Source organism: Saccharopolyspora sp. NPDC002578 (assembly GCF_053592695.1).
Window position 1 is genome coordinate 45,884 of sequence record NZ_JBSFWJ010000030.1, and the last position, 25,984, is coordinate 71,867.

Below are 25,984 nucleotides of genomic sequence, written 5' to 3' on the forward strand. Positions count from 1 at the left end.
AAGCTCCGGAAGCAAGGGCGACGAAGTGGTCGCCGACAGCAAGGCGACCAGCGCCAGTGCCATGACGACTGCCGCAGCTACCAACAACCGTGACAATATGTGTTCCACGAGCACCTCGAAATACGGACCGTTCACGATGACAACCTAGAAGGCGTGGAAACTTGCTTCTCCACCAAACATATTCTTGACAAGGCAGTATCACCACAAGTCCTGAAGAATTCCTATCGGACGATCATTGTGCGCTGCAAGTGCGGGCTAAATTCGTGGAGCCAAGCCCAACGCGCCAGGTCGGCATAAATTTAACCACTGACAGATTTACTCAACACCCCGACCACCCCGCAGATGGTCCCGAATCCGCGCATGACGGAATTGATAAGACGCACCATTTCTGCGCAGCACCCCACGCCGATATGCGTCTTCGAGGAAAAGCTTCGGACGCCACGGCAATCGCCCTGTCAAGGGCAACCACAAGCGCACGAACAGCAACCAGATACCCCACGCCGAGAGGGCGATCCTGGCCAGTCCACTTAGGATGGCTATCCCGATGCCAACTTCGAAGCCTTCCTCAAAATCGACCACGATTGATCCGTACATGAATCCAACCACAAGCCCTACAACAAGAACAACGGTTACTGTTCGGACGAGCGTGACCACACGGTCACGAGCCAAAAGAACCCAAGGAGTGGTGGCATCAGGGCCGAAGGGGTCTCCAAGAGCGGTCACGACAACATTCACCAGTCCATACACTAGACCGAGGATGACTCCGCAACCGAGCCCGACCAAAAACGCGTATATCGAACTACTTGCAATCCCATCCGCAATCCCACCAAACACCCCAACCGAAATCCTATGCAAAGGAGTGGCCGCTAACCCGCCCCCCGACTCGACCATAATTCCAATAGCAATGGCTACCACGAATCCGCCAGCGGATTCGGAGAAAAAATTCTTAACCCTTGTCAGCCAGGAACGTTGAGCACGACCTTGCCTACGCGCAAACAGGCGCAGTCTTTCCGGCTCCCGACCTAGACGACCACGAACAAATTTTGACTCATTTACAAGCCCGACCGCCATTCCAGTCGCGAGCCCACCAGTGATCCAGAACGTGAGCCCGAATGCATATCCGGAAGCACTAAGCGCAAAACCAGCCACCTCTCCGAACATGCCCTTGCTGAACACGTCACTTCCGAACATCGCGAGCATTGCGTACCCACTCCAGTACACGCCGTGCCCGATCATTCCGAGCACGAGGGCCAACCCGGCAGAGGTGACAAGGATTCGGGTGGACCGGCGGAGAGTGACAGGTAGGCGCCACCAGTCGAGGTCGTGAGCGTTGCGGTCTTCGAGGTGGTTGGCAAGGTATCCGAGCCAGCGACGGGCTCGGTACGACCCCGGACTCAGGCCTTCTGCATCACCCCCGCGCGTACGGCGTTCGTAAACGGCGTCGAGGTAAGCGCCTAAAAGATGGTCTTCGATAGATTCACTGCTGGGAAACTGCAGAGAATCTAACAGAGCGGGAGGGCGATGATCTCGTGAATTGCCGTGGACGGTCTCAGCAAGAGTGACCATTAAAGGCGTAGTCAACACGCGGGCAAGGTTCCGGCTCGCCGTGTCGTCAGGTTGTGTGCGCAGGTGGTCGAACACCGCGTCCCATTCCACGCTGCGGGTTCTACTGACCCTGCGGCGCAAGTAATGGTGAGCATCTTCAAGGGAGAGGTTCTCAAGTTCGATGGCCGCAGCGCCGCCAATGGCCTTAACTCCACGGGTAGCCCGTGCGTACTCGTCCGGCCGACTCGTGAGGATCAGTGGCACATCGAACCTGCTGATCTCGCCAATCGCGGCACGACGGTGCTGCTCGGGAAGCTCGTCGAACCCGTCTAGAACAGGCAGAATTAGACCGCGCTCGACGAGAAGATCCGCTTGTCGCTTTCCGGTAATGATTTCACTGGCGCCCAAAAACGAGAAATCACGTGCGAGCTGCTGCCCGATCCAACGCGACAACCCGGTGGCAGGATTCCATTCACTGAGACTGAACAACACCGGCACCGGATCGGCGTCCCCGATCAGGTCTAGAATAAGGCGGTGCGCAAGAACCGTCTTGCCTGTACCTGCACCACCCAAGATCACCAGCCGCTTCGACTGAATAGCCTTGTACGTAGTTCGGATCGCGGTGAAATGCCCCGCCAGCGACAGCACCTCGGAACTACCGTGAATGTTCTCCCAATGATCGAGCAAGTCCTCCGTAGCAGTGTGCCAGCGCACGGACAACGCATCCCTGTCACGGATTCCCCACTGGCGCAGCTCTTGGGCACTCTGCGTTCGCACCTCGCCTGCGAGATGCCGAATGAGCTCTGCTTGCAACGCATCGACGCCCTGGCGATGTTCGCGGGGGAGCATGACGACATCACCATGCACTGCACCAGCCTGGAAAACATTTCCGGCGACGCTGGCCCACACCTCGTTGTGACTCACCACCTCGCCAATTGTGCCGCACCACATACGCGCCGCGGTCTACGGCAGCCGAGTCCACGCCAGGAGACGACAACCTCCGAAATCGCCGAGCCTCCTTCGGTACCGCCTGCCCTGGCCTCCCGACTTATGTCGGGCGGTCATGTTCGTCGAACGAACTTGGCAAGGGCATCGTCGTCGCACACTGCGGTGTTTCCAACTGCACAGTGCCGCTGACCGCTTGGACGACCGTGGTCTCCGGTAGGGCTTCGACGAGACGCGGCTGCTCAAGCCGATGGCCGGATGGCAGAGATCGGCAGCGCGACCTAAGACCCGCTCACAAACTGTGGCACGTATATGGCACAGACACCCGTCAACGGCCGTAGTCAGCCGGACATGACCGGACAACACAAAACGGCCCGGTGACCCTGTCTTCGCAGGTCACCGGGCCGTTGTGGCTGGTGTGCCAGGTGGAGGATTCGAACCTCCGAAGCTTGCGCGGCTGATTTACAGACCACGCGACGCGGGGCGCTGAACTGCAAAGATGCTGGCTCTAGCTCGAATCTGGGCACAGATTTGGCACAGCGCACGTTAAACCTGCTTCTTGGGGCTCGCTGCAACCGGACGGTGAGGTCTGCGTTCCCGATACAGCGGGCCGCCGACCTACTGTCTTGCAGATCGACGACGGCGGTGTCAGTAGGCTGGCATGGGCGCAAGTCCTTGAACAGCACGTACACGAGGCCGAGGCTGTAACGGCCCACTACCACACGAGCTTGGCCCGCAGCCCACATCCGTGAGGACGTGAACGCCCAGCTAAGCACTCAGAACGCGCCCCTCGTACTCCGTTCGGGTGACACTTAACCATCGCTGCCAACTGGACGATGACAACTGGCACGATACGGCACGGTATCGCGTTGAATCGGATACTGGAATTAATGAACCAAAACAGCATTGCAGCCCAGGGGGCTAGGTTGAGCGATACGGAAAAAGCTGCAACACCAGAAAGCGTCATTCCTGACGTGCAGCCAGCCAGTTACGACCCTATGATTTGCAGTTCCCTGACGGGCTTCGGCCTGAGCGCCGCTTCTATGGCACGAGCGGTGGCAGCTCGCGCGGCGGGCTGGGTCGGCGTGGCCGTTTCCGCCGGGTGTGCACTCCAAGAGGCCAAAGAAGCAGAAAAGAATCTTAGCCCCGAGGATCGAGCATACCTGCAAAGTGAGATCCGCCGATTCGCCAACATGACCAGCGACCAGAAAATGGAGTCCTTGGGATGCGTGAAGGTACACAACGAGGACCCCGGCACAGATAGCGCGAGCACACAGGGATATTACTGGAAATGCCCGACGGATCACGACTGAGAATCCCATGAATTCACTAATCTTGGGCATATTCACCTTGAGCTCGATCCTGGCCCTGGTTACGCACATGCTTGTACTGGAACGGACGAGCACTCCCACCAGGCCCGAAAAGGCATGGCTCACCGTAGTATCGGTGATATGTCCGATCGTTGCTCTCGTCGTGGGCCTCACGAGCGGAACGTCCGCAATGTTCATGGCTTGCTATCTCGTAGCGCCAGTGCAGTACGGGACAGGAAAGCTTATTTTCAGTCGCCCAGTTTGATCAGCAGAAAAACCTGCGCAGCTCTCACGATTCAGTGCGCGATCCCAACTGGCGACTAAGCACCATGGATCCCGGCGGGACTACCTGCCGGGATCCATTTTTTCGCAAGAAGATAATGTGACATCACCCCTTTCAGGGCGCTCGCTTTCGCGGGCTCGGGTTGGCGCGGGGCCGTTCAGCACGTCCGTAAAGGCTGGCCAGGGATCATGCCTGAACGGTCCCGTATTCGAGCAGATGAGACTAGAACTGAGACTGACTGTGGGCCTAGCCTGTCGTCCTCCGCCTCTGCACAATCGTTCCCCACGTCGCCGGGTGTACCAGGGCCGAGGATTCGAATCTCCGAAGCTTCCGCGGCTTATTTACAGAGTACCGCCCACAGAGCTCTGAAGTGCGAAAACTTCGTGGCATCGATCAATGTGGCCAACGACTGACCAGACGCTCCATCATGCGTCCGCACTAACACTACCCAGCCAAGCCTCCGGGCTCTCGCTTTCGAGCTCTGTCCTGTTCGATAACGTTCACGGTGGTCGTTGTGACTGACGAGCGATACTTCTCCCACAGACGCGAGCGCGGACGAACTCCAACGAATGCAACCGTAAGCGCAACCGGCACCATCGGGCTAACCCGCGATGCCGGGCAGCCCTGCTGAGCGGCAGGCCAAGCGAAAGCTCAGAACTAGATCGGTGAAAATATGGCCCGCGGTTAGTGATCGTCTGGCACGCTCCCACTTATGTTCAGTTTCCTACGGAAGCGCGGCCGTGTGACGGACGACGAACCCGAGCACGTGCCCGTGATGCCTGCTTGGTCGATCTGGGCTGGCGCTGCCGTCTTGCTAGTAGTCGGGACACTCGCGGTCTGGCTACTTCTCAGCCTCTACGGCGGCGGCAGTGCGCAAGACAAGATCCAGCTAGAGATCATCAAGCTAGCCGGAAGCATCGTTGTCGGCACAGGTGGAGCCGTTGCCCTGTTTTTAGCCGCACGTCGACAACGCACGACGGAGCTTGACCTCGCCCAGAAAGCCCGGACCGCAGTCGCCACCGAACATGACGCCACAGAGCGCCGGGTCACCGAGCTCTACGCTGCCGCCGCTGAACAACTTGGATCAGACAAGGCCCCGGTTCGGATGGCGGGTCTATATGCACTAGAGAGACTGGGACAAGCGAATCCAATTCACCGACAGACAATCGTTGACTTAATGTGTTCATATTTACGAATGCCATTCTCTCCAAGTAACTTCGAAAGAGATACCAGTCCGATAGAAAACCTTGAAGAGAAACGCAAGAGGGAAATCCGCCCCCGGGTGAGCATATTCGAACTCGATGGTCAGTATTTTGAAACGGAAAGTCCAGGGTTAGCTGCTTTCGTGAGCCGTCAGCCGAAGCCGGAACTGGCAATCCAGGACGAGGAAGCTATTCAAGAAATCCAGGTGCGGCAGACAGTGCAGCGCCTGATTGGCTCGCACATCCGGCCAAGTCGGCAAGATAAAGACTCAGGAAACCAATTCTGGGAAGACATTGACCTCGACTTGTCTGAGGCTACATTGTTTCAGTGGTCGATGGATCAATGTTGTGTTCGATCTGCACAGTTCAGGGAAACCCGTTTCGTCGGCGGCACGTACTTTGTTGGATCTCGCTTCAAAGGAGAGGCGTCATTTGATGAGTCACGATTTTTCGGAGGGGTAACATTTAAGGGGGCCAGCTTTGAAGGTGAACTTTGGTCCACTGGCACGGTATTCGACGGCGTCAACTTTTCCAGCGTCGAATTCTTTGATGGAGCAAACTTCGGGGACGCCACTTTCAATGAGATGGCTATATTTCGATCGGCATCATTTCATGGCGACGCATCATTTCGAAATGCCTACTTCGGCGAGGGTGCAAAATTTGCCCATGTTGATTTTTACAAGGATGCATCGTTTGATCAAGCTCAGTTTCTAGACGCGAAAGCGGCGCATCCTTCGGAGATCCCCAGGGAGGCATGGTTTGGCAGCTGTCGCTTTCATTCGCTTGCGCATTTCCATGATTCATATGCGTTCGCAAGAACAACAGGGGAAGTGTGGAGCTCAATTCCCAACTGGGAGGCACAACTAGTGGATAACGAAATAGAAGATAACTACGAAAGAGTTCTCATGGCTATGATACCAAGAGGGGTCGAGAATTGATCACTGTTCCGACGCCGATCAGCGCCGGCCAACGCTCGGACTCAATCCAACAGTCGTCGAACTCCAGCATTTCCTGTCGCTTTGATTCGCGCAAATTCATTCTCAGCCTCAGAGTGATCCAACTTTTCGAGAAGCTTTTGTATTTCGCGCTTGTGGGATGCCGAAGTGTGCGGATAGTTTAGCTGATCCTCCAAAGTTTTTCGCGCCCGCTTTACTTGAGATCGTTCATTGTACCACTCAAGCCGAAGCTTTAGCTGAAAAAATGCCGAGCTTCCGAGCACAGTAACGACTGGCGTCAGGAGAACAAGAACCTGCCCAAGCATGGTTTGCAGGCCAATATAATGGGCCAACGAAACTACCGCCGATCCGCTACCAAACCCCCCGACTCCCGCAGCAGGAAAAGAATTGTATTTCCCTTTAGGGGCGGTTGTCGCATTCTGCTCGATTTGCGAACCACTTACGCCTTGAGTCATTTCGCCGAACCCCGATTCACAGGATGGCGCTGCAAGTAGCCCTTTACAAACTCCTCAGCCTGGCGCGGATCATCAACATCGATTTCGACCAAACCGACGTCGTCTCGTGATTCGGCGGGATTTTTCGGCGTCCATCTCGCTGCGAATGTCGCGCTTGCGGCAACCAGCAGCGCGACCACGCTGGACAAAGGGGCAACAGTGCCTGCCGCAAGATCAACGACCACGCCGATATCCATGCACGCAGTGTATTCCGAACGCTACCGAAAGCGACAGGGTGGCACCACTAAGCGTGCCGCGACTTCCTAAGCGTGGCCTCGCCCTTGCGCAGCCTTGCGAAGTTCTGCGCGGACAACGTCGAGATCAAACTTGTAGCGACCCCCAGGAGTCACGAGCGCGACCGAGATCAAACCTTCGTCGGCGTAGCGGCTGATGGAGCGGCGGGAGATTCCTAGCTCCTTCGCCAGCTCGCCGGAGGACAGCAGCCGCTTGGTCACGTGCTGAACGTATGGCTGCGGCGTGTCCTCTGCTGCCTCTCTGGCCTGCATGGCCTCATTGGCCTTACAGTTGGCCTACTTGGCCTCAATGTCCGTTTTGGGGGTGGCTGGTGGATCGCAGTACGTGGGTGGTTGGGGTCGGCGGGTGGATGTACGTGTGGCCGCACGGCCGGGAGGTTCAGGTCTACGGCGGGACGGAGTACGTCCGGCGACTGACCGGGGAGCTTCGGGAAGCTGAGCCGTTGCGGCGGATTCAGGTGGGGCGGTTCCCGACTTATGAGGACTTTCAGGAGTGGTGCATGGCCGAGCGCCGCGAGCGTGAGGCTGCTTGTGCCCCTCCCGTCATCCCCCGCCGACCGGGAAACTAGCTCTCCGGTGATCTCAGGGCGCCATGAGAAGCCCTATGCCGAGCGCGTCTTGGGCAGGGGTCTACCGCAGTCACGTGCACGTCAGGGCACGAATCGAAAGGTAACGTGAGCACGCATGGAGTTGGTACCGCAAGCTGCCGAGACGGCCGAACGTTTCGTCGCGCCGCTCGGCCGGCGCTGGCTGCACGTTCAAGCCGTCGCCTCCCGCGCGACGGAGTTACAGGAAGCGCTGCCTCCCGAGGACCGCGACACGCTGATCGCGGCGGCCTGGCTGCACGACATCGGATATGCCGAGGAGGTCGGGCATACCCGCTTCCACCCGCTGGACGGTGCCCGATACCTGCGGGAACAGCAGTGGCCGGAGCGCATCGTGAACCTCGTGGCGCACCACTCCGGCGCCCGGTTCGAAGCAGCCGAACGCGGACTTGACCACGAACTCGCAGAGTTCCCGTTCGAGGACTCCGCCTTGCTCGACGCCCTGGTAACCGCTGATCTCACGACCGGCCCCGCCGGCCAACGGCTGACCTACTCCGGGCGGATCGACGAGATTCTGAGCCGGTACGCCCCAGATGACCCCGTGCACCGCACCTGGATCAAGGCACGCCCGGTGCTCGCTGAAGCCGTGGCGCGCACGGAACGGCGGCTGGCCGAGGATCAGCCCAAGTAGGGCTGCGTTCGGGTCTCGTCCAGGGCATGATCGATCCGCAGGCGCATCGACGCGTGAATGGTCAGCTGATCGAGGTCCGCTGGGGCGACCCAGCGGACCGCCTTGGTTTCGCTGCCGTCTTCCCGCGGCCGACCGCCGGTCCAGCGAGCTTCGAAGCACAGCGAGAACTGTTGCCGCACTTCGCCATCGGTGTAGGCCATGACGTGGCGCGGATCGGTGTAGGTGCCGACCAGCCGCATGACCTCGACGTCCAGGCCGGTCTCTTCCTGAACTTCCCGCACCACGGTGTCCGTGATGGACTCCCCCGCGTCATGGCCGCCGCCGGGCAGCGCCCACAGGTCGTTGTCGACCTTGTGGATCAACAGCACCTCGCCAGCGGCGTTGCGGATCACCGCGGTGACGGACGGGACCACCGAATTCGCCTTCGGCGCGTCCGGGTCGTTGAAGTAGTCGACGCGAGCCACTGGCTTCTCCTCACAGCGTGTCGGATTCGGCTTCTTTCCAGACCCGCTCGAAGGACTGCATGTAGTGCTCCCACATCGGCCCGTCGGGAACCTTCCGCAGGTGCATCACGGGGCACTCCCCGGCGAGCGCCCCGAAAGCGTGCCCGTTGACGAGCAGCTGGTCATCGAAGCGGTAGAGCGAGTTGTACAGGATCGTTCCGTGCGTGCGGACTTCAACGTTCGGCAAGCTGGAGACCTTGCTCAGGTACCGCCGCATCAGCTGAATACGACCTTCCAGGCCGCCGGTCGTGCCTTCCTCGACGGCCCGCTGAATGACGGCTGGGGACGTTTCATCTCCCACGGCGAAGCGGACATGTGCGCCCGACTCCGCTTTCTGCTTCACCAGCGGAAGGATGTCGTGCTGCTCGACGAGGAACTGACCGGAGAAGACCAGCACCTCCATGCGTTCCCGCACGCCAGCGATCAGCTCTGTCCACAGCGCGAACGGCACCGCCGAGCGGGATGGGTAGAGGTGCACCAACTCGGTGTTGTCGCTGGGCGATGTGTGCAGGTCATCCGCTAGCGAGGGCCAGAGCTGGACCTCGGCGACGTTGAGCAGTTCCGCGACCTCGCGACGGGTCTTCCGATGTGGAACCCGTTCCTTCGTGATCCAGCGTTCGGCAGTCTTCGGATCGACGTCGACAGCCTTCGCGACTTCCTCAATCGTGAGGTTGACGGCGCGAGTGGCTGCGCGCAGGCGCTCGTTCGCCACCACACCTCCAAGGGACGTTTCGGGACGTTCTCCGGGCGTTTTGGGACGCCTCGGGGGATCAGCTGGGACGGTATATCCCGCCCAGGACGTCTGCAAATGACCAGCAAATACCCGTGGGAACGTCCGCGCGTTCCCGGTCAAATTGGTGCCAGCAAGGAAAGACCAGCACCGATACGCGGTGCGGACGGACCTAGGAGGCAGCAATGGCGAAGAACGCAATCCCCGGAGCACCGAAGGCCGGCGGCGGCCCGCTCTCGAAGCTGATCGGCGTCCTGTTCCTGTTCGCGGCGCTCGCGACGGTCATCCAGAGCCCGGTGGCGGCGGCCCACTTCGTGACGTCAGTGGCGGGGGGAATTGGGAGCGCAGGCAAGTCCTTGATGACCTTCTTCGGTGAGGTCAGCTAATGTTGCGCACTCCGTTTTCCTTGTGGGCGCGCTCAGCGAGCGTCGCGCGCTTCGATGTCGCTCAACTTGGTGCCGAGCTGCCGAACTTCCGCCCGGAGATCGTCGATCTCGGTGCGGGCATCGGTCAGCTCATGGGAGAGGCGAGCGACGTCGGACCGGAGAGTCCCGGTGTCTTCGCGCGAGACTTCTCCTTCGAGCACCTGGGCCAAGTGATCAGCGGGCCAGCGGAGCCCTTCGGAGATCGCCGCCAAGGTTCGCGGGCTCCGGCGGCGCGGCTCGTAGTTGTTCTGGAGCTGTCGCAGGGTCGCCGTGCTGACACCGGACCGCTCCGCTAGCTCTCGCTGGGTCAAGTCCAACTCGGCCAATCGGGTGTTGATGGCGGTCGCTACGGCGTCCCAGTGCTTGCCCACGTAAGCCTCCCCCGAACCCGCTACTACCAGCGCAAATCATAGCGCTTCAACCGATCAAGAGCCCACCTGTGCACGCGAACCTTCGGTTCAGCGGCATCGTCGATCTTGTGTAGCGCTACTAGTAGCGCTACTTTTATCGACATCGCTTGGAAGGAGGCTGAGGGATGTCCCCTCACGACTACGACTTTTCCGGAATTGACCTGGCCTTTTGCGAGGCCGCTTTGCCTGAGTGGGACCGCCTGCACGTGCGGGACCACTGGGAGGCGGTCGTCGCCGAGGAGTTGGGTTCGCCGGAGCCGCTGGTGGCGCCGTTCGTCTGGTCGGAGTTGGGTTCAGGTGAGCGGGTCCGGCTGCGTCGCTACCAACGGCGCGTCGGGAACTCGGTGTTGCGCCTGGTTTCCGCTGCTGCCGAGGTTCCGGCGGGGGAGCTGGACGGGGAGGCCGCGTGATGGCCGTGCACCTCGAACCCGCTCTGATCTTCGCTGCGGTTCTGCCCGCGCTGCTGGTGGCGCATCACGTCGCTGATCACTGGTTGCAGACCTCGCACCAGGCGGCGAACAAGGGCCGTCCGGACTGGCTGGGGCGGTTCTCCTGTGCGGCGCACGTGCTGTCCTACACCGCCGCCACGGCCGGAACGGTCGCGCTGCTGTGGGCGGTGCTCGGCTTGCCGATCAGCCCGGCCGGGTTCGTCGTCGGCCAGGTGGTCAGCGCGGTCACCCACTACTGGGCCGATCGCCGGTTCACGCTCGCGACGCTCGCCGAGTGGTGCGGGAACGGGGAGTTCTACCGCTTCGGCGTACCCCGTACCGGTCGCGACGACAACCCGAGTTTGGGCACCGGCGCTTACGCGCTCGATCAGTCCTGGCACTGGCTGTGGCTGGCTGTGGCCGCCCTGCTCACCGCCGTTCTCTGACCACCGCAACACCAGGAGGAGCCATGCCTAAGAACTTCACCGTCCACATCGGAGGCCGGACCTACACCGCCGATGACCTCGCCCGGGGCGAGCACCGTGACGACCTGGCGATCACCGAACCCGGCGGCACCGTCGTGAACGTCAACCGCGGTGGCGTGGTCGGCATCCAAGCCGGAGTCATCACCGGCGACATCACCTTCGACTGAACCCGAACTACGGCCGAAAGGGCACTGCTTTGTCTGAGATCACCAACGCCAGCCTGACCACCGACATCGTCCTGTTCGCCGAGTCCGGCGGAGTGCGACACGTGCTGCTCATCCGCAGGGGTTGGACGCCGTTCGCGGGGCACTGGGCGCTTCCGGGTGGCTATGTCGACAACGGGGAGCGGTTCATCACCGCCGCCCGCCGCGAGCTGACCGAAGAGACCGGCCTGACCACCGGGCACCTGGACCAGGTCGGCGTCTACGACGAGCCCGAGCGCGACCCGCGCGGCCGAGTGATCTCTGTGGCCTTCACCGCGCTGCTGCCGACCATGCCGCAGGCCACCGCCGGAGACGACGCGCGAGACGCGCGCTGGATGCCCGTCGAGATCGCGCTGTCCCGCCGTCTGGCGTTCGACCACGACCTGATCGTGCGCGACGCGCTGCGCCGCCACTCCCGCTAGCGGTGCCCCCGGCCCAGCCAATCCCGCCAAGAACCGCGCTGGGCCGGGGCTCCCAACCCATCTCGTGATCAATCAGGAGGATTCCGATGCTAGTGCGCCTGTTCCGGATCGTGAGTCCGCCCGTGCGGGTGACGTTCCAGGCGTTGCGGTGGGGCGTGCTGCCCGCCGTGCTGTTGGTAGCGCTGTCACTGGCCTCAGGGCTGGTGCGCACCACCGCCCTCGCCGCGTTCGCCGTGATCGTGCTGCTGAAGGGCGTGATGCTCGCCGTCGAGCACCTGGGTGACCGCGTCCCCGCCCCGCGCCTGCTGCGGGAGGTGGCCCGGTGACCACCGCCAAGAGCGCCTACCCGATCCCGATCGAAGACCTCGTGCCGCAGGCCCGGCAGCTCGCCGCCGACCTCGGTGAACTGCCGTCGCGGAACCGGCTCATGTCGGAACTGCGGATCGGGGCAAAGAAGGCCAACACCGTGCTGGACCTGCTCGCCGAAACCACCCCGGAACCGAACCCGGTCCGGCTGCACCTGGTCTCCGAACCGGACTCGAACGACTCCGCCGGGCAGGCGGCAAAGCCGCCCGCCGAGGACCACGCCGAAGAGAACGGCCCGGAGCCGGAACCCGCCGATCCCGGCCCCGCCGAGCGCGACGAGCCCGAGACTCCGGCCACCGACGACCAGGCGGAGCCGATGGCCCCGGAGCAGGTCAGCAAGATCACGAACCCGGAGCCCCCGACCGTGGGCAAGCCGGTTTCGCGTTGGCCGGTGCTGTTGCTGGCGTTGCCCGCGTTCGTGGCGATCTGGTCCGGCTGGGTCGGCCTCGGCGGACTCACCGGGTTCGGCATCGTGCACCCGCTTCCGGGCATCTGGGACGGGCTCGAACTCAACACCGCGATCACCCTCCCCATCGGAGTCGAGACCTACGCCGCTTATGCCCTGCGGGTGTGGCTGTCCGGCCAGGTCCCGCACAGGGCACGCCGGTTCGCCCAGGTCTCCGCGCTCGGCTCGCTGGGGCTCGGCGCGCTCGGGCAGGTCGCTTACCACCTGATGACCGCCGCAGGCATGACCGCAGCCCCCTGGTGGATCACCACCCTGGTCGCGTGCCTGCCGGTCGCCGTACTCGGCATGGGCGCGGCCCTGACTCACCTGCTGCACACCGACCACCCGGAGGTGACCCCATGACCGACCACGACGAACAGCACCACGACCAGGACGAGCAGCAGACCGCCCGAGTCCTGCACCTGCCTTCCGAACGGGTCACCACGCCCAACACCGAGCAGCCCGCGACCGAGTCGGCCGAGACGGAGGTGATCGACGGCGAGATCGTCAAGCCGCCACAGGTGGGCCAGCCGACGAAATCCGAGCCCGGTTCGGCCCTGGTTCGTGCCGATAAGCGACTCCCCATCCTCCCGGCCTGGGCCAAGGACGCCGAGGAGTTCCGGGCCACCGCACGGTGGGCGCTGGGCTACGCCGGACACAGTGCCGGGTTCCACGCCGTGCGGTGCCCGGTCTACGTCACTCGGGTCGTCATGCGGATCCCCGCAGGATCGCTCCGGATGGTCGGCGGTCTGTTGCGGTGGATCGGTGATGCCGAGGGCCTCCCGGTGCGGCTCGCGTCGGCGCGGCGGGAGGACGCCGCCGAGTACCTGAAGCTCTCGCAGCAGCGGGACGGGCGGGTCCGTGCTCGCGCGTTCCTGGCCGCCGGCCTCGGCGCCGTGGGGTTGGCCGCGATCCTGCTCGGTCATGCCGTGCTTCCCGCCGCCGCACAGTGGGCCACGGTCGCGCTCGCGCTGGCGGGACTCGGCTGGTTGGGAGCGCCTTCTGACAAGCCGATCGCGTCGCGAGCGGTGGAGTCCACCAAGGTCCCCAAGCTCACCTCCGGCGCCGTCGAAACCGCACTGGCATCGCTGGGGATCTCGCTAATCAACCAGGCATTGGGCAAGGGCGGAACCGGGGTCGGGTTCCCGCGTCCGATCGCTCGCGATGGCAAGGGCTGGCGTGCGGACATCGATCTGCCGCCGGGGGTGACGCCGGGCGACATCATGGAGCGTCGCGCCAAACTCGCCTCCGGGCTCCGGCGCCCGTTGGGCTGCGTGTGGCCGGAGGCCGACAACGCCGAACACGCCGGACGCCTGATCCTGTGGGTGGGCGATCAGGACATGCGTAAGGCGACCCAGCCCGCTTGGGCGCTGCGCAAGGGAAACCGGGTCGATCTGTTCCAGTCTCAGCCGTTCGGGACCGATCAGCGTGGCCGGTGGGTGGATCTGCGGCTGATGTTCACCTCGGTGGTCATCGGGGCGATTCCCCGCATGGGCAAGACGTTCGCTCTCCGCGAGCTGCTGCTGATCGCCGCCCTCGATCCACGGGCGGAGCTGCACACCTACGACCTCAAAGGCACCGGCGACCTCGACCCGCTGGAACCGGTCACCCACGTCCACGGGGTAGGGGACGAACCGGAGGAGATCGACAAGGCCGTCACCGACCTGCGAGCACTACGCGACGAGCTGCGCCGCCGCGCGAAGCTGATCCGGGACCTGGCGAAGCAGGGCCTGGCACCGGAGAACAAGGTCACCCCCGACCTGGCCAGCAACAAGACGCTGCGGCTGCACCCCATCGTGATCGGGGTCGATGAGTGCCAGGTGTGGTTCGAGCACCCCGACTTCGGCGAAGAGCTCGAAGCGATCTGCACCGACCTCGTGAAACGCGGCCCGGCGCTGGGCATCATCTTGATGCTCGCCACCCAACGCCCCGACGCGAAATCCCTGCCCACCGGCATCAGCGCCAACGTCTCGACCCGCCTTTGCCTGAAGGTCCAGGGACAGACCGAAAACGACATGGTCTTGGGCACGTCGAAGTACAAGCAGGGCGTGCGGGCCACGACGTTCGCGTGGGACGACAAGGGAATCGGCTACCTCGTCGGCGAAGGCAGCGAAGCGCAGATCGTGCGCAGCGTCGCCGGACTCGACGGACCAGCCTCAGACAAGGTCGTGGCCTACGCCCGACACCTGCGCGAGCAGGCCGGGACCCTGACAGGCCATGCCATCGGCGAGCAGCTTCAGTCCGAACAGGACTCCCGCCGGGACACGCTGCTTGAGGACGTCCTCACCGTAGTGCCGGAGATGGAGAAGAAGGTCTGGAACGAACGCGTCATCGCACGCCTCTACGAACTGCGACCCGACGTCTACGGCACCTATCGGGAGGCTGCCGACCTCACCGCCGCACTGAAGCGCCACGGCATCCGCACCGGGCAGGTCTGGGGCACAACCGACGAGGGCAAGGGTGCGAGCCGCATCGGCATCACCCGCGCCGACATCACCGAAGAAGTCACGGAACGTAACCGTCATCGCGATGCCGGATAGCCCCCGGCGGGTCTCTAGCCCTAGACGGTGCCGCCTCTAGGTCTAGAGACCCCGCTAGACACCCATTCCGTTTGCCACCAGCGCCCTAGTTCCTAGAGGCGTGCGGGCCGATCTGTGCCCGAAACCGCCTGGAGGCCACCTGTGACCCCCGCAAACTCCGCGAGCACCATCCTCATCGCCGCCCTGATCATCATCACGCTCGGTTACATCGCGAGCTGCGTGCTCTGGCCGTTCAAGGCCTGCCGGACCTGCCACGGAGAGGGCAAATTCCGCTCCCCGTTCCTCCGCGCCATCCGGCTCTGCGGCGCGTGCAAGAGCACCGGACTGCGGCCCCGAGCCGGGCTCAAGGCGTGGAACGCCTACCGGCGTCTGCACCGCAAGAACCGCCGCAACCGCTGAGGAAACCGCGGTCCCGCCCGGCTGTCTCTGGCCGGAGTCCGACGGGCGGGACCACTTCACTCCCGAAGGAGCGCACCGCTCATGTTCGCAGAACTCACCTTGCCCTTGATGACCGCCGGATGGGCCGCGGCCGCCACCACCGCAGCGGCCTTCCTGGACCGCCGATTGCACACCGACGAACTCACCGGCATCGGCAACCGCGCCGCACTCCGACGCCACGCACGCCGCACCCGCCGGTCTGGGCTCGTCGGGGCGCTGCTCATCGACCTGGACCACTTCAAGGCCATCAACGACACCCACGGCCACGACTTCGGCAACGAGGTCTTGGCCGCCGTCGCCACCCGCCTCGCGGAGAACACCGCGCCGGGTGAGCGAGCCGTGCGGCTGCACGGCGACGAATTCGCCGTCCACCTCGGCCACATCGGCAGCCGTGCGGCGGCGAAGCGCCGGGCCGACGAGATCGCCCAGGTACTCGCCGAGCCGCTGGAAGTGCGGGGCCGGCGCCTCACCGCGCTGGGCAGCGTCGGCCTGGCCGTCGCCGAGGCCGGCGCCCCGCTCGGCGAGCTGCTCGGCGCGGCCGACCGGCGGATGTACCGGGCCAAGCACGCCCAACGGTCAGCCGTGGCGCTGGCCGGACGACCTCGCCGAGTCCGAGACCTGACGCCGCCGGACCGCACGGCCTGAGCCACCAGAGGAGAACCCATGACGACTTCGCTCGAACTCGCCACCTGGCTCGCACACCACGGGCTGTACGTCTTCCCGCTGCGGCCGAACAGCAAGCGCCCGTTCGGAAACTGCCTGTACTGCAAGGCCGACAAGTGCACTCCCACCGAGTGCCGCTGCCTGACAGCCGCTGTGCCGTGCCACGGCTACCTCTCGGCCACCACCGACCCGGCCGTGATCCGCCATTGGTGGACGCACACCCCGCGCGCCAACGTCGGCATCAGTACCGGCCCGTCCGGGCTGGTGGTCCTCGACCTGGACCGCAAGCCCAAACCAGCCGCACCCGCCGCAGACGACGTGCCCCTCCAGGTAGCGGACGGGTTGGAAGCACTGCACGCCATCACCACGGCCGAGAACGTGCACTTGCCAGAGACGCTGGAGATCTCGACACCGAGCGGCGGAAGGCACCTGTACTTCCGGGCTCCGGCAGGGCTCGACGCCACCAGTGACGCCAGCGGTCGAGTCGGCCACCAGATCGACATCCGTGCCCAGGGTGGCTACGTGGTGGCTCCGGCGTGCCGGATCACCGCGCCGCCGGAGGACTGCACCGGCACCTACGAACGGACCTCCAACCGAATCGACATCGCCGAGCTTCCCGACTGGCTGGCTCGCCGAGCCGTACCGCCGCCCCCGGCGATCGAACCGGGGGAGGCTCCCAACCTTCCCGCTGGACCGGCTGGTGGCCATGCGCCCGGCTACTGGCGGCGGGTCTGGGACGACGAGCTGCACAAGGTCGAAACCCGCGACGGGGAGCGCTGGCGACTCCTTTACGCCTCCGCCCGGCGGCTGGCGAACCTCGTCGTCCACGACACGGCCCCGTGGTCCGAACACGACGCCATCGACGCCCTGGTGGACGCCGCGATCCGCCGCCGCCAGCGCACCGGCAAACCGATCGAGGTAGCCACCGCCCGCCGCAACGCCGCACGCGGCTGGCAACGCGGCGCACGCGACGGACCGGACTCCCTCCACGGCTACGGCCATACCGCATGACCACCCCATCGACCCGCCTGGAGACACCCCGATGAAGCCTCAACCCGCCCGCGCCGGCGCCGCACTCCTCGACGAGCTGCACGCGGCCCTGACCCGCTACGTGATCCTGCCCAGCCCGCACGCCCTGGACGCCGTCGTCCTCTGGACCGCCGCCAGCCATGCACAACTCGCCTGGGCACACGCCCCGCGCCTGGTCATCCGCGCCCCGGAGAAGCGCTGCGGGAAATCTCGCCTGCTCGACGTCGTGGAGGCCACCTGCCACGACCCGTTCCTGACCGTCAACGCCAGCCCGGCCGCCGTGTACCGATCCATCACCGAGGACCCGCCCACGATGCTCGTCGACGAGGCGGACACGATCTTCGGCCCCAACGCCGACGGGAACGAGGACCTGCGCGGGCTGCTCAACGCCGGACACCAGCGCAACCGCCCGGCCAAGCGCTACGACGCCGCCACCAACCGCGTCGAATCGATCGCCACGTTCGCGATGGCCGCGCTCGCCGGAATCGGCACCATGCCCGACACCATCGAAGACCGCGCCGTCGTGATCCGCATGCGCCGCCGCGCACCCGGCGAAAAAGTCGCCCCCTACCGGCACCGACGCGACCGGCCCGCGCTCGTGGAACTCGCCGGACGGATCGGCGACTGGCTCCGCACCGACCTGGCCCAACTCGAACGCGCCGAACCCCCGATGCCCATCGAAGACCGCGCCGCCGACACCTGGGAACCGCTGATCGCGGTCGCCGACCACGCGGGCGGCGACTGGCCCGACCGGGCACGCCAAGCCGCTCTCACGCTGATCGCCGAGTCCCAAGGCGACAACGAAGGAACCCTGCGCACCCGGCTACTGGTGGACTGCCGCACCGCCTTCGGCGATCAGTACGAGATCGCCAGCGGCGAACTCATCCGCCAGCTCAACGCCGACCCCGAAGCACCCTGGCGCGACTACGGCGCCCAAGGCCTCACCCAAGCCAAGCTCGCCCGGCTGCTCGGCGAGTTCGACATCCGCTCCGGCAACGTCCGCTTCCCCGACGGAACCCAGTCCAAGGGCTACCGCCGCTCGGACTTCCTCGACGCCTGGACCCGCTACTGCTCACCCCCTGGGGGTGAGCCGTCCCGGCCGTCCCAAGCGTCGCCGCCCAGCTCAACGCGGGACGCCTTGCACCCCTGGGACGGATCAAAGCGTCCCACCGAACCAAACCGTCCCAGCCTGACCAGCATCGCGACGCCTGGGACGTCTGGGACGGCTTCCCCCTCCACCACCGAAAGGGGCGCCGCATGACCGACCGCCGCCAAAGTCGCCGCGCCTCGCCCACGGGAGCCCCGATTCCTCCGAAGTCCAGTCAGAAGAGCGCTACCGCCACCAAACCGCCCCGCGTTGAGCGCCGAACCGCGCTCCTGACCGTCCCGGAGTTCTGCGGGCAGATGAAGATCTCGCGCTCGACCTTCTACGAGTGGCGTGCGAAGGGCATCGGCCCCGCGTGCGTGAAGTTGCCGAACGGCGGGCTCCGAATCCGCCGCACTGAAGCGGATCGCTGGCTGATCGACCTGGAGGACGCCGCATGAGCGAGACCACTCACGATGTCCGCATCTGGTCCATCGACAAGTGGACGGGGAAGACGAAGACGACCTACTGGGTGCGCTGGCGAGCCGCCACTCAACGGTTCAAGGAGCCGTTCAGCACCTTCAACCTCGCGGATGCCTTCCGGTCGAAGCTCGTCACGGCGACGCGGAACGGGATCGCGTTCGAGTGCACGACCGGCCTTCCGGTCACCATGCAGCAGCAGGCCGCAGCCCAGCAGACCTGGTTCGAGTTCGCGTGTGAGTACGTCGACATGAAGTGGCCCGACATCGCGCCGAACAGTCGGAAGAGCATCGCGGATTCCCTGATTCCGATCACTCTCGCGCTGCTGCGCGCTCCGCTCGACGGGCGGGACAGGCAGGCGGCGAGCAAGGCGCTCCGCTCCGCGTTCAGCACGACCACGCGCAGCGCGGCCCACCCCGAGGAGATCACCGGGTGGTTGCGCTGGTTCGGCCGGAACAGTCGTCACGTCTCCGAGCTTTCCGAGCCTGACGCTCTCCGGAAGCTGCTTAGCGCACTCGATTACAACCATGACGGCGGGAGGGCTGCCGCGAACACCGTGCGGCTACGGCGAACGACGTTGAAGGAAGCACTCGACTTCGCGCGGGAAAGGAACCTGCTCCGGACGAATCCGATGACCGAGATCAAGCTGAAGAAGGCGACGACTTCACTTCGGCTGGTGGACCGCCGGAGCGTGGCCAATCCAGTTCAGGCCCGAACCCTGCTCAATGCGGTGGAGGACATCAACGACAGGCTGACCGCGTTCTTCGCGCTGCTCTACTTTGGCGCTCTGCGCCCGGAGGAGGCCGCCGAAATCAGTAAGCGCAACCTCGCTCTTCCCAGCAGTGGATGGGGTGAGATCTACCTCGAACAAGCCGCCCCCGAAGTTGGTAGCCAGTGGAGCGACAGCAGAACCCGCAGCGAAGTACGCGGGCTCAAACACCGGGAAGACGGAGTGGGCCGCCCGGTCCCCTGCTCGCCGGGACTCACGAACTACCTGAACCGCCATCTGCGGCTGTACGGCACCGCGCCCGATGGCCGGCTGTTCCCCGGCCAGCGGAGCGGCGGGCGGCTCGGAAGCAGCGTCTACGGCCGCGTGTGGGCGCGTGCCCGTGCTGCGGTGTTCACCGAGGAGGTCCAGGCGTCGCCATTGGCGAAGCGGCCCTACGACCTCCGCCACGCCGCGGTGTCCACCTGGCTCAACGCGGGCGTGGAGCCGACGCGAGTAGCCGAGTGGGCGGGGCACAGCGTTCACGTCCTGCTTCGGGTCTACGCGAAGTGCCTCGACGGAGGCGAGACAGCGGCTCGGCAGCGGGTCCAAGACCTGCTCGGCGACCGGTGAGATTTCGGCACGCATTCGGCACAGACACCCGCCAACGGCCGTAGTCAGCCGGACACGACCGGACAACGCAAAACGGCCCGGTGACCCTGTCTTTGCAGGTCACCGGGCCGTTGTGGCTGGTGTGCCAGGTGGAGGATTCGAACCTCCGAAGCTTGCGCGGCTGATTTACAGTCAGCTCCCTTTGGCCGCTCGGGCAACCTGGCTTCGCCTGCCAGCTCGCGCTGGCTTGCGGGGACAAGAATACAGGTGTGCGTCGACCGGTTCCGGAGGGGGTGGTGCCGGTAGCGTGTCCGGGCGAGACGTCCCGTTCCAACAGGAGGTATGCGAGGTGGCAGACCCGTCGTTCGACGTGGTGAGCAAGGTGGACCGGCAGGAAGTGGACAACGCGCTGAATCAGGCCGCCAAGGAGTTGGCGAACCGGTTCGACTTCCGCGGTACGGGCACGAAGATCCAGTGGTCGGGGCAGGAGGCGATCGCGCTGGAGTCCGAGACCGAGGAGCGGTGCCGGGCCGCGATCGAGGTGTTCAAGGAGAAGCTGATCAAGCGCGGCATCTCGTTGAAGGCGTTCGACGTGGGTGAGCCCGCCAGCTCCGGGCAGGTGTACCGGGTCAGCGGCAAGGTCGTGCAGGGCATCGAGCAGGACGTGGCGAAGAAGATCTCGAAGAAGATCCGCGACGAGGGCCCGAAGGGCGTGCAGGCTCAGATCCAGGGCGAGCAGCTGCGGGTCTCGGGCAAGAAGAAGGACGACCTGCAGAACGTGATCCAGCTGTTGAAGTCCACCGACTTCGACGTGGCGCTGCAGTTCGAGAACTTCCGCTGATCCCGGCCGCTTCGCCGCGGGCCGGTCGTGGAACCAGGCCGGGTGCCAGGCAGGGCAGGTTCGGCACCCGGTCCGGGGATCCCGGGCGTGACGATCACGTCGGGCGCCCGGAACACCGCCTGTCGTCGCCGTAGCCGCCCGAACACGCTCCGCCGCGGCCTCGGCCCCGCCGGAGCGCTTTCGCATTGATCTTGAGCGGCTCAGGCTCTCGGCGCGGGCGTGGAACGGGCCACTGCGGGCGGGAAACTGCGGTTACCTCCAGGGCCGGGTCGTCTACCGTGGTGACGACCGACAGGCTCTGGAGGGATGTCCGGGTGAAGGGAATCGTGCTCGCGGGTGGCAGCGGCACCCGGCTGCACCCGTTGACGCAGGGCGTGTCGAAGCAGCTGCTGCCCGTCTACGACAAGCCGATGGTGTACTACCCGCTGTCGGTGCTGATGCTCGCCGGGATCCGGGACGTCCTGCTCATCTCCACCCCGGTGGACCTGCCGCTGTTCCAGCGGCTGCTCGGGGACGGTTCGCAGTTCGGCATCAGCATCGAGTACGCGGAGCAGCCGCAGCCGAACGGGCTCGCCGAGGCCTTCGTGATCGGCGCGGACTTCATCGGCTCCGACCCGGTGGCGCTGGTGCTGGGCGACAACATCTTCTACGGCCAGGGGTTCTCCCGGGTGTTGCAGCAGAGCACCCGCGACCTGCACGGGTGCACGCTGTTCGGCTACCCGGTGCGCGACCCGCACCGCTACGGCGTCGGCGAGGTCGACTCCGACGGGAAGCTCGTGTCCATCGTGGAGAAGCCGGAGCAGCCGCGGTCCAACAAGGCCATCACCGGCCTCTACTTCTACGACAACGACGTGGTGGACATCGCCCGCGGCCTGACGCCGTCGCCGCGCGGCGAGCTGGAGATCACCGACGTCAACATGGCCTACCTGCGGCAAGGGCGGGCGCACCTGACGGAGCTGGGCCGCGGCTACGCCTGGCTGGACACCGGCACCCACGATTCGCTGCTGGAAGCCGGCCAGTTCGTGCAGGTGCTGGAGCACCGCCAGGGAGTCCGCATCGCGTGCCTGGAGGAGATCGCGCTGCGGATGGGCTTCATCTCCGCGGAGCAGTGCCACGCGCTGGGCACCAAGCTCGCGAAGTCCGCCTACGGCGAATACGTCATGGAAGTGGCCCGCTCGGCCGGCGCCACCACCTGACGCCGGCTCACGGCATGAGGCGCCGGCCCGCCATGCCTTCCAGGCGTTGCACCCGGTCGCTGATGGGCGGGTGGGTGGAGAACAATCGCGCCATCCGCTCACCGGGGCGGAACGGGTTGGCGATCATCAGGTGCGACTGCGACACGAGCTTCGGGTCCGGGGCGAGCGGGGCCTCCTGCGTGCCGCGCTCCAGCTTGCGCAGCGCCGAGGCCAGCGCCAGCGGGTCCCCGGTGAGCTCGGCGCCGGACGCGTCCGCCTGGTACTCCCGGGACCGGCTCACCGCCATCTGCACCACGCCCGCCGCGACGGGCCCGAGCAGGGCGATCAGCAGCATCGCCACCGGGCTCGGCCGGTTCTCGTCGTTGCCGCCGAACATCCCGAACAACATCCCGAAGTTCGCCAGGAACGTCACCACGCTCGCCAGCGCCCCCGCGACGCTGGAGATCAGGATGTCCCGGTTGTAGACGTGGGACAGCTCGTGGCCGAGCACGGCGCGCAGCTCCCGCTCGTCGAGCAGTTCGAGGATGCCGGTCGTGCAGCAGACGGCGGCGTTGCGCGGGTTGCGGCCGGTGGCGAACGCGTTCGGCGCCCGCGTCGGGCTGAGGTACAGCGCGGGCATCGGCTGGCGGGCGGAGGTGGCCAGTTCCCGGACGATGCGGTACATCGCGGGCTGCTCCGCTTCGGACACGGGACGCGCGTGCATGGAACGCAACGCCAGCTTTGCCGAATTGAAATAGGCGTAGCCGTTCATGCCCAGCGCCACGACCAACGCGATGACCAGGCCCATCCGGCCGAACAAGGAGCCGACCAGAAGGACCAGGGCGCTCATCCCGCCGAGCAGCAGCGCGGTCTTGAGTCCGTTGAAATGCCCGCCCACCACGCCGCGCCCTCCGTGCCTGTCGCTGCTCACCGTGTGTCTCCTCCGGGCTCTGCTGGAACGCCCTCGACCTGCGACGTCACTCGTCGACGTGGTCGGGAGTCATAGGGAAAACGCGCGGCGGACGACCGAAGTTCCGCTCTCGTGGCGTGCCCCACGCCACCCGGTAGGTCCAGACCGATTCGACCATGGTGCAACGATGACCTGCAACGGTGCGATCAGACCACATGGGACCGGGACACCAAGATCCGTCGGGCCTAGCATGGCCGCGCCACCGAAATGAACAACTTTCCCGCCTGGGGGTCGGCGGGAGAGCGGAAAGGATCCCAGATGTTCGCCAAATTGCGCAGGCGTCGCGGCAACACCGGCGCCGCTCCACGGCCCGGCGCCGGAAACGCCGGATACCTGCCGGAAACCCCCCTCGATGGCGGCGTGATCAGCTGCCAGGTGCACGACGAGATGGGCAAGCTGCTGCCGGGTGCGCTGGTCACCATCACCGACCGGCTCAACCAGCAGATCGCGCACTCCGAGACGGACAGCTACGGCTCGTTCCTCGCAACGGTGCAACCGGGCATGCACAAGATCTCGATCAGCGCCGGCGGGTTCAAGCGCAAGAGCGCGCGCATCGAGGTGCGGGTCAACCAGCACACCTCGCTCGGCGGCGTGCGGCTGGAGTCGGACAACTCGCTGGCGCTGCCCCAGCCGGGCGTGTGGACCTTCGACCCCACCCACACCGAGATCCACTTCGTCGCGCAGCACGTCGGCATGTCGAAGATCCGCGGGCGGTTCAACGCCTTCGAAGGCCAGATCCAGGTCGCGCCGCGCTTCGAGGACTCCCGGATCGACGTGGTGATCGACGCCGACAGCATCGACACCGGCGTGAACATGCGGGACACGCACCTGAAGTCGGCGGACTTCCTCGACGTGGAGAACTACCCGAAGCTGTACTTCAGCAGCACGAAGTTCCACCAGGTCCGCGGCGACCGCTGGCTGATCGACGGCGCGTTCACGCTGCGCGGCAGCAGCAGCAACGTGCAGCTCGACACCGCCTACCTGGGGCAGCGCACCTGGCAGGGCCCCGGCTTCGACAGCGACCGCCGGGCCGCCTGCCGCGCCACCACCAGCCTGCGCCGCGAGGACTACGCGGTGAACTGGCAGGCGACGCTCGCCAAGGGCATCGCCGTCGTCGGCCCGACCGTCGAGATCGAACTCGGCGTGCAGGCCGTGCTGGAGCAGTGATCGCCCGCGCCGACGGTTGCGGGGAACCGTCGGCGCTCCCTGCTGATCAGCTCAGCCGTGCAGTTCCATCGTGCAGCACTTCGGGCCACCGCCCGACTTTCGCAGCTCCGAGACGTCGACGTGGATCGGCTCGTACCCGCGCGCCCGCAGCTGCTCCGCCAGTCCGGTCGCCTCCAGCGGCAGCACCACGTTGCGGCCGTCCGAGACGCCGTTGAGCCCGAGGCACGAGGCGTCGGCGGCGTCGGCGATCACCGCGTCCGGGAACAACCGCTGCAGCACCCGTCGCGAACCCGGCGAGAACGCCTCCGGGTAGTAGGCGATCTGCGGGTGCGCGCCCTGCTCCAGGACGAACAGCGCGGTGTCCAGGTGGTAGTAACGGGCGTCGACCAGCCGCAGCGAGACCACCGGCACGCCCAGCGCCTCCTGCGCCTCCGCGTGCGCTTCCGGGTCGGTGCGGAAACCGGTGCCCGCCAGCAGCAGGCCACCGGTCCACGCGAAATCGCCCTCGGCCTCGTTGATCCGCGCGGGCATCACGATCTCGCGGTAGCCGTTCTCGCCGAACCAGCGGCGGAAGTGCTCGGCCTCCGCCGCGCGCTGCTCGGCCCGGAACCGGGAGCCCAGCACCCGGCCGCCGACGACGGTGCCGGAGTTCGCCGCGAACACCATGTCCGGCAGCCCCGGCTGCGCGGGCACCACCGACACGGCGTGGCCGAGCCGCTCGTAGGTCTCCTTGAGCTCCCGCCACTGCCGCATCGCCACCGCGACGTCGACCGGTTCGTCCGGATCCATCCACGGGTTGATCACGTACTCCACCGCGAAGTGCTCCGGCGGGCACATCACGTAGTTGCGCAACGTGGGAGTGCGGGCGCCGGGGCGCGGCGCGGCCTGCTGATCCGCGAATGCGGCGGTGACCGTCATGATACGAAATCTAATCGGGCCTCCGACGACGTTCAATAACGCTCCATTGCGCGAATTGCGGCAGTATGTTGCGCATGGACACCTTGGATCAGCGAATCGTTTCGCAGCTGGTGACGGACGCGCGGGCGAGCTACGCCGAGATCGGCGCCGTGGTCGGGCTCTCCGCCCCCGCGGTGAAGCGCCGGGTGGACAAGCTGCTGGACCTGGGAATCCTGCGCGGGTTCACCGCGGTCGTCGACCCGGAGGCCCTGGGGTGGGGCACGGAGGCCTTCGTCGAGGTGCACTGCCACGGCAACGTGCCCACGCACCGCATCCGCAGCGGCCTGGAACCGCTGCCGGAGGTGGTGGCCGCCTACACGGTGTCCGGCCCGGCCGACGCGATCGTGCACCTGCGGGCCGCGGACATCCACCACCTGGAGACCGCCCTGGAACGGTTGCGCGCGGTGGAGTTCATCAGCCGCACCGTGTCGACGGTGGTGCTGTCCCGCCTGCTGGAGCGCCCACCGCAACCGTGAGCGACCGGTTCAACGCCTGTCTTTGACCGTGCCTCACCAGGCGAGCGACGTCATCGGTCGTTGTCCTGTCAGCGGCCGCAGCCGCTGAGCAGTGACCACCAAAGCAAGACGACCACCGGCGGGTTCTCAGCGGCTTCCTCGCGAGGACAGCTTTTTTCCTCGTGGCGGAGCCACTTGGAAAAAAGATCCCGCAGCGAGGAAGCC

The 25,984-nt window shown here is 65.3% G+C and carries 30 protein-coding genes and 1 tRNA gene; 21 read left to right on the forward strand and 10 right to left on the reverse strand.

Features of this window, described 5'->3' with window-relative positions; genetic code table 11:
- Positions 1-315: 315 nt before the first annotated feature.
- Positions 316-2,472: an NACHT domain-containing protein gene (locus ACWD38_RS16235; RefSeq protein WP_450124360.1), complete on the reverse strand. Its 2,157-nt coding sequence runs from the start codon at positions 2,470-2,472 to the stop codon at positions 316-318.
- A gap of 908 nt (positions 2,473-3,380) precedes the next feature.
- On the opposite strand from ACWD38_RS16235, the gene ACWD38_RS16240 reads away from it, so the two are divergent.
- Complete coding sequence (locus ACWD38_RS16240; protein ID WP_184476206.1) at positions 3,381-3,803, forward strand: hypothetical protein; 423 nt, start codon at positions 3,381-3,383, stop codon at positions 3,801-3,803.
- A 1,022-nt stretch (positions 3,804-4,825) separates the two neighbouring features.
- A complete protein-coding gene (locus tag ACWD38_RS16245; protein WP_184476203.1) occupies positions 4,826-6,223 on the forward strand; it encodes a pentapeptide repeat-containing protein in 1,398 nt (465 codons plus the stop codon).
- 41 nt (positions 6,224-6,264) lie between these two features.
- Here the strand turns inward: ACWD38_RS16245 and ACWD38_RS16250 are convergent, their stop codons facing one another.
- The 3 genes from ACWD38_RS16250 to ACWD38_RS16260 all read right to left on the reverse strand — a co-directional run bounded on the left by ACWD38_RS16250 (position 6,265) and on the right by ACWD38_RS16260 (position 7,190).
- A complete protein-coding gene (locus tag ACWD38_RS16250) occupies positions 6,265-6,696 on the reverse strand; it encodes a hypothetical protein (protein WP_221315666.1) in 432 nt (143 codons plus the stop codon).
- The gene (locus ACWD38_RS16255) at positions 6,693-6,932 is read right to left on the reverse strand and encodes a hypothetical protein (protein WP_184476200.1); all 240 of its coding nucleotides are present in this window, start codon (positions 6,930-6,932) and stop codon (positions 6,693-6,695) included. Before ACWD38_RS16255 ends, ACWD38_RS16250 begins: the two co-directional genes overlap by 4 nt.
- A gap of 66 nt (positions 6,933-6,998) precedes the next feature.
- Positions 6,999-7,190, reverse strand: coding sequence for a MerR family DNA-binding transcriptional regulator (locus ACWD38_RS16260; RefSeq protein WP_343071156.1), 192 nt, complete (start codon positions 7,188-7,190; stop codon positions 6,999-7,001).
- A gap of 483 nt (positions 7,191-7,673) precedes the next feature.
- Here ACWD38_RS16260 and ACWD38_RS16265 point away from each other — a divergent pair, with 483 nt between their 5' ends.
- Positions 7,674-8,225, forward strand: a complete 552-nt coding sequence (locus ACWD38_RS16265) for an HD domain-containing protein (protein WP_184476197.1) — start codon at positions 7,674-7,676, stop codon at positions 8,223-8,225.
- On the opposite strand, the gene ACWD38_RS16270 is transcribed toward ACWD38_RS16265, so the two are convergent.
- Together ACWD38_RS16270 and ACWD38_RS16275 are read right to left on the reverse strand one after the other, a co-directional pair.
- Positions 8,213-8,689 (reverse strand): NUDIX domain-containing protein, encoded by a 477-nt coding sequence (locus ACWD38_RS16270; protein ID WP_184476194.1) that lies wholly within the window; start codon positions 8,687-8,689, stop codon positions 8,213-8,215. The genes ACWD38_RS16265 and ACWD38_RS16270 overlap by 13 nt on opposite strands.
- 10 nt (positions 8,690-8,699) lie before the next feature.
- Positions 8,700-9,440 carry a helix-turn-helix domain-containing protein gene (locus ACWD38_RS16275; protein WP_184476191.1) on the reverse strand — a complete coding sequence of 247 codons (741 nt, stop codon included), beginning with the start codon at positions 9,438-9,440 and terminating at the stop codon, positions 8,700-8,702.
- A 203-nt stretch (positions 9,441-9,643) separates the two neighbouring features.
- Here ACWD38_RS16275 and ACWD38_RS16280 point away from each other — a divergent pair, with 203 nt between their 5' ends.
- The gene (locus tag ACWD38_RS16280; RefSeq protein ID WP_184476188.1) at positions 9,644-9,844 is read left to right on the forward strand and encodes a hypothetical protein; all 201 of its coding nucleotides are present in this window, start codon (positions 9,644-9,646) and stop codon (positions 9,842-9,844) included.
- 32 nt (positions 9,845-9,876) lie between these two features.
- Here the strand turns inward: ACWD38_RS16280 and ACWD38_RS16285 are convergent, their stop codons facing one another.
- Positions 9,877-10,254 (reverse strand): helix-turn-helix domain-containing protein, encoded by a 378-nt coding sequence (locus tag ACWD38_RS16285; protein WP_184476185.1) that lies wholly within the window; start codon positions 10,252-10,254, stop codon positions 9,877-9,879.
- A 164-nt stretch (positions 10,255-10,418) separates the two neighbouring features.
- Between ACWD38_RS16285 and ACWD38_RS16290 the strand changes: the two genes are divergently transcribed.
- The 13 genes from ACWD38_RS16290 (at position 10,419) to ACWD38_RS16350 (ending at position 20,215) form a co-directional block, all read left to right on the forward strand.
- Positions 10,419-10,703: a hypothetical protein gene (locus ACWD38_RS16290; RefSeq protein WP_450124361.1), complete on the forward strand. Its 285-nt coding sequence runs from the start codon at positions 10,419-10,421 to the stop codon at positions 10,701-10,703.
- Entirely contained in the window at positions 10,703-11,167 is a 465-nt protein-coding gene (locus ACWD38_RS16295; protein ID WP_184476179.1) for a DUF3307 domain-containing protein, read from the forward strand. Before ACWD38_RS16290 ends, ACWD38_RS16295 begins: the two co-directional genes overlap by 1 nt.
- A gap of 23 nt (positions 11,168-11,190) precedes the next feature.
- A complete protein-coding gene (locus tag ACWD38_RS16300; protein WP_184476176.1) occupies positions 11,191-11,373 on the forward strand; it encodes a hypothetical protein in 183 nt (60 codons plus the stop codon).
- 29 nt (positions 11,374-11,402) lie between these two features.
- Complete coding sequence (locus ACWD38_RS16305) at positions 11,403-11,831, forward strand: NUDIX domain-containing protein (RefSeq protein ID WP_184476173.1); 429 nt, start codon at positions 11,403-11,405, stop codon at positions 11,829-11,831.
- Between the two features lie 86 nt (positions 11,832-11,917).
- Positions 11,918-12,157 (forward strand): hypothetical protein, encoded by a 240-nt coding sequence (locus ACWD38_RS16310; RefSeq protein WP_246456643.1) that lies wholly within the window; start codon positions 11,918-11,920, stop codon positions 12,155-12,157.
- On the forward strand, positions 12,154-13,005 hold the full coding sequence (locus ACWD38_RS16315) for an ABC transporter permease (RefSeq protein ID WP_184476171.1): 852 nt from the start codon (positions 12,154-12,156) through the stop codon (positions 13,003-13,005). Before ACWD38_RS16310 ends, ACWD38_RS16315 begins: the two co-directional genes overlap by 4 nt.
- A complete protein-coding gene (locus ACWD38_RS16320; protein WP_184476168.1) occupies positions 13,002-15,182 on the forward strand; it encodes an FtsK/SpoIIIE domain-containing protein in 2,181 nt (726 codons plus the stop codon). The genes ACWD38_RS16315 and ACWD38_RS16320 overlap by 4 nt, the downstream gene beginning before the upstream one ends.
- Positions 15,183-15,323: 141 nt before the next feature.
- Positions 15,324-15,581, forward strand: coding sequence for a hypothetical protein (locus tag ACWD38_RS16325; RefSeq protein WP_184476165.1), 258 nt, complete (start codon positions 15,324-15,326; stop codon positions 15,579-15,581).
- A gap of 81 nt (positions 15,582-15,662) precedes the next feature.
- Complete coding sequence (locus tag ACWD38_RS16330; protein ID WP_184476162.1) at positions 15,663-16,265, forward strand: GGDEF domain-containing protein; 603 nt, start codon at positions 15,663-15,665, stop codon at positions 16,263-16,265.
- A gap of 18 nt (positions 16,266-16,283) precedes the next feature.
- Positions 16,284-17,294 (forward strand): bifunctional DNA primase/polymerase, encoded by a 1,011-nt coding sequence (locus ACWD38_RS16335; RefSeq protein ID WP_184476159.1) that lies wholly within the window; start codon positions 16,284-16,286, stop codon positions 17,292-17,294.
- Between the two features lie 31 nt (positions 17,295-17,325).
- Positions 17,326-18,573 carry a DUF3631 domain-containing protein gene (locus tag ACWD38_RS16340; protein WP_184476155.1) on the forward strand — a complete coding sequence of 416 codons (1,248 nt, stop codon included), beginning with the start codon at positions 17,326-17,328 and terminating at the stop codon, positions 18,571-18,573.
- A complete protein-coding gene (locus ACWD38_RS16345) occupies positions 18,570-18,857 on the forward strand; it encodes a helix-turn-helix domain-containing protein (protein ID WP_184476152.1) in 288 nt (95 codons plus the stop codon). Before ACWD38_RS16340 ends, ACWD38_RS16345 begins: the two co-directional genes overlap by 4 nt.
- The gene (locus tag ACWD38_RS16350; RefSeq protein ID WP_184476149.1) at positions 18,854-20,215 is read left to right on the forward strand and encodes a tyrosine-type recombinase/integrase; all 1,362 of its coding nucleotides are present in this window, start codon (positions 18,854-18,856) and stop codon (positions 20,213-20,215) included. Before ACWD38_RS16345 ends, ACWD38_RS16350 begins: the two co-directional genes overlap by 4 nt.
- Positions 20,216-20,337: 122 nt before the next feature.
- On the opposite strand, the gene ACWD38_RS16355 is transcribed toward ACWD38_RS16350, so the two are convergent.
- A tRNA-Tyr gene (locus ACWD38_RS16355) sits at positions 20,338-20,418 on the reverse strand.
- Positions 20,419-20,543: 125 nt separating this feature from the next.
- Here ACWD38_RS16355 and ACWD38_RS16360 point away from each other — a divergent pair.
- Entirely contained in the window at positions 20,544-21,035 is a 492-nt protein-coding gene (locus tag ACWD38_RS16360) for a YajQ family cyclic di-GMP-binding protein (protein ID WP_184476146.1), read from the forward strand.
- 314 nt (positions 21,036-21,349) lie between these two features.
- Positions 21,350-22,231 carry a glucose-1-phosphate thymidylyltransferase RfbA gene (rfbA, locus tag ACWD38_RS16365; RefSeq protein WP_184476142.1) on the forward strand — a complete coding sequence of 294 codons (882 nt, stop codon included), beginning with the start codon at positions 21,350-21,352 and terminating at the stop codon, positions 22,229-22,231.
- 7 nt (positions 22,232-22,238) lie between these two features.
- Here the strand turns inward: rfbA and htpX are convergent, their stop codons facing one another.
- On the reverse strand, positions 22,239-23,108 hold the full coding sequence (gene htpX, locus ACWD38_RS16370; RefSeq protein WP_184484568.1) for a zinc metalloprotease HtpX: 870 nt from the start codon (positions 23,106-23,108) through the stop codon (positions 22,239-22,241).
- 330 nt (positions 23,109-23,438) lie between these two features.
- Here htpX and ACWD38_RS16375 point away from each other — a divergent pair, with 330 nt between their 5' ends.
- A complete protein-coding gene (locus tag ACWD38_RS16375) occupies positions 23,439-24,347 on the forward strand; it encodes a YceI family protein (protein ID WP_184476139.1) in 909 nt (302 codons plus the stop codon).
- A gap of 51 nt (positions 24,348-24,398) precedes the next feature.
- Here ACWD38_RS16375 and ddaH read toward each other — a convergent pair whose 3' ends face one another.
- Positions 24,399-25,265 carry a dimethylargininase gene (gene ddaH, locus ACWD38_RS16380; RefSeq protein ID WP_184476136.1) on the reverse strand — a complete coding sequence of 289 codons (867 nt, stop codon included), beginning with the start codon at positions 25,263-25,265 and terminating at the stop codon, positions 24,399-24,401.
- Positions 25,266-25,339: 74 nt separating this feature from the next.
- Here ddaH and ACWD38_RS16385 point away from each other — a divergent pair, with 74 nt between their 5' ends.
- On the forward strand, positions 25,340-25,780 hold the full coding sequence (locus ACWD38_RS16385) for an Lrp/AsnC family transcriptional regulator (protein WP_184476133.1): 441 nt from the start codon (positions 25,340-25,342) through the stop codon (positions 25,778-25,780).
- The last annotated feature ends 204 nt before the right edge of the window (positions 25,781-25,984 follow it).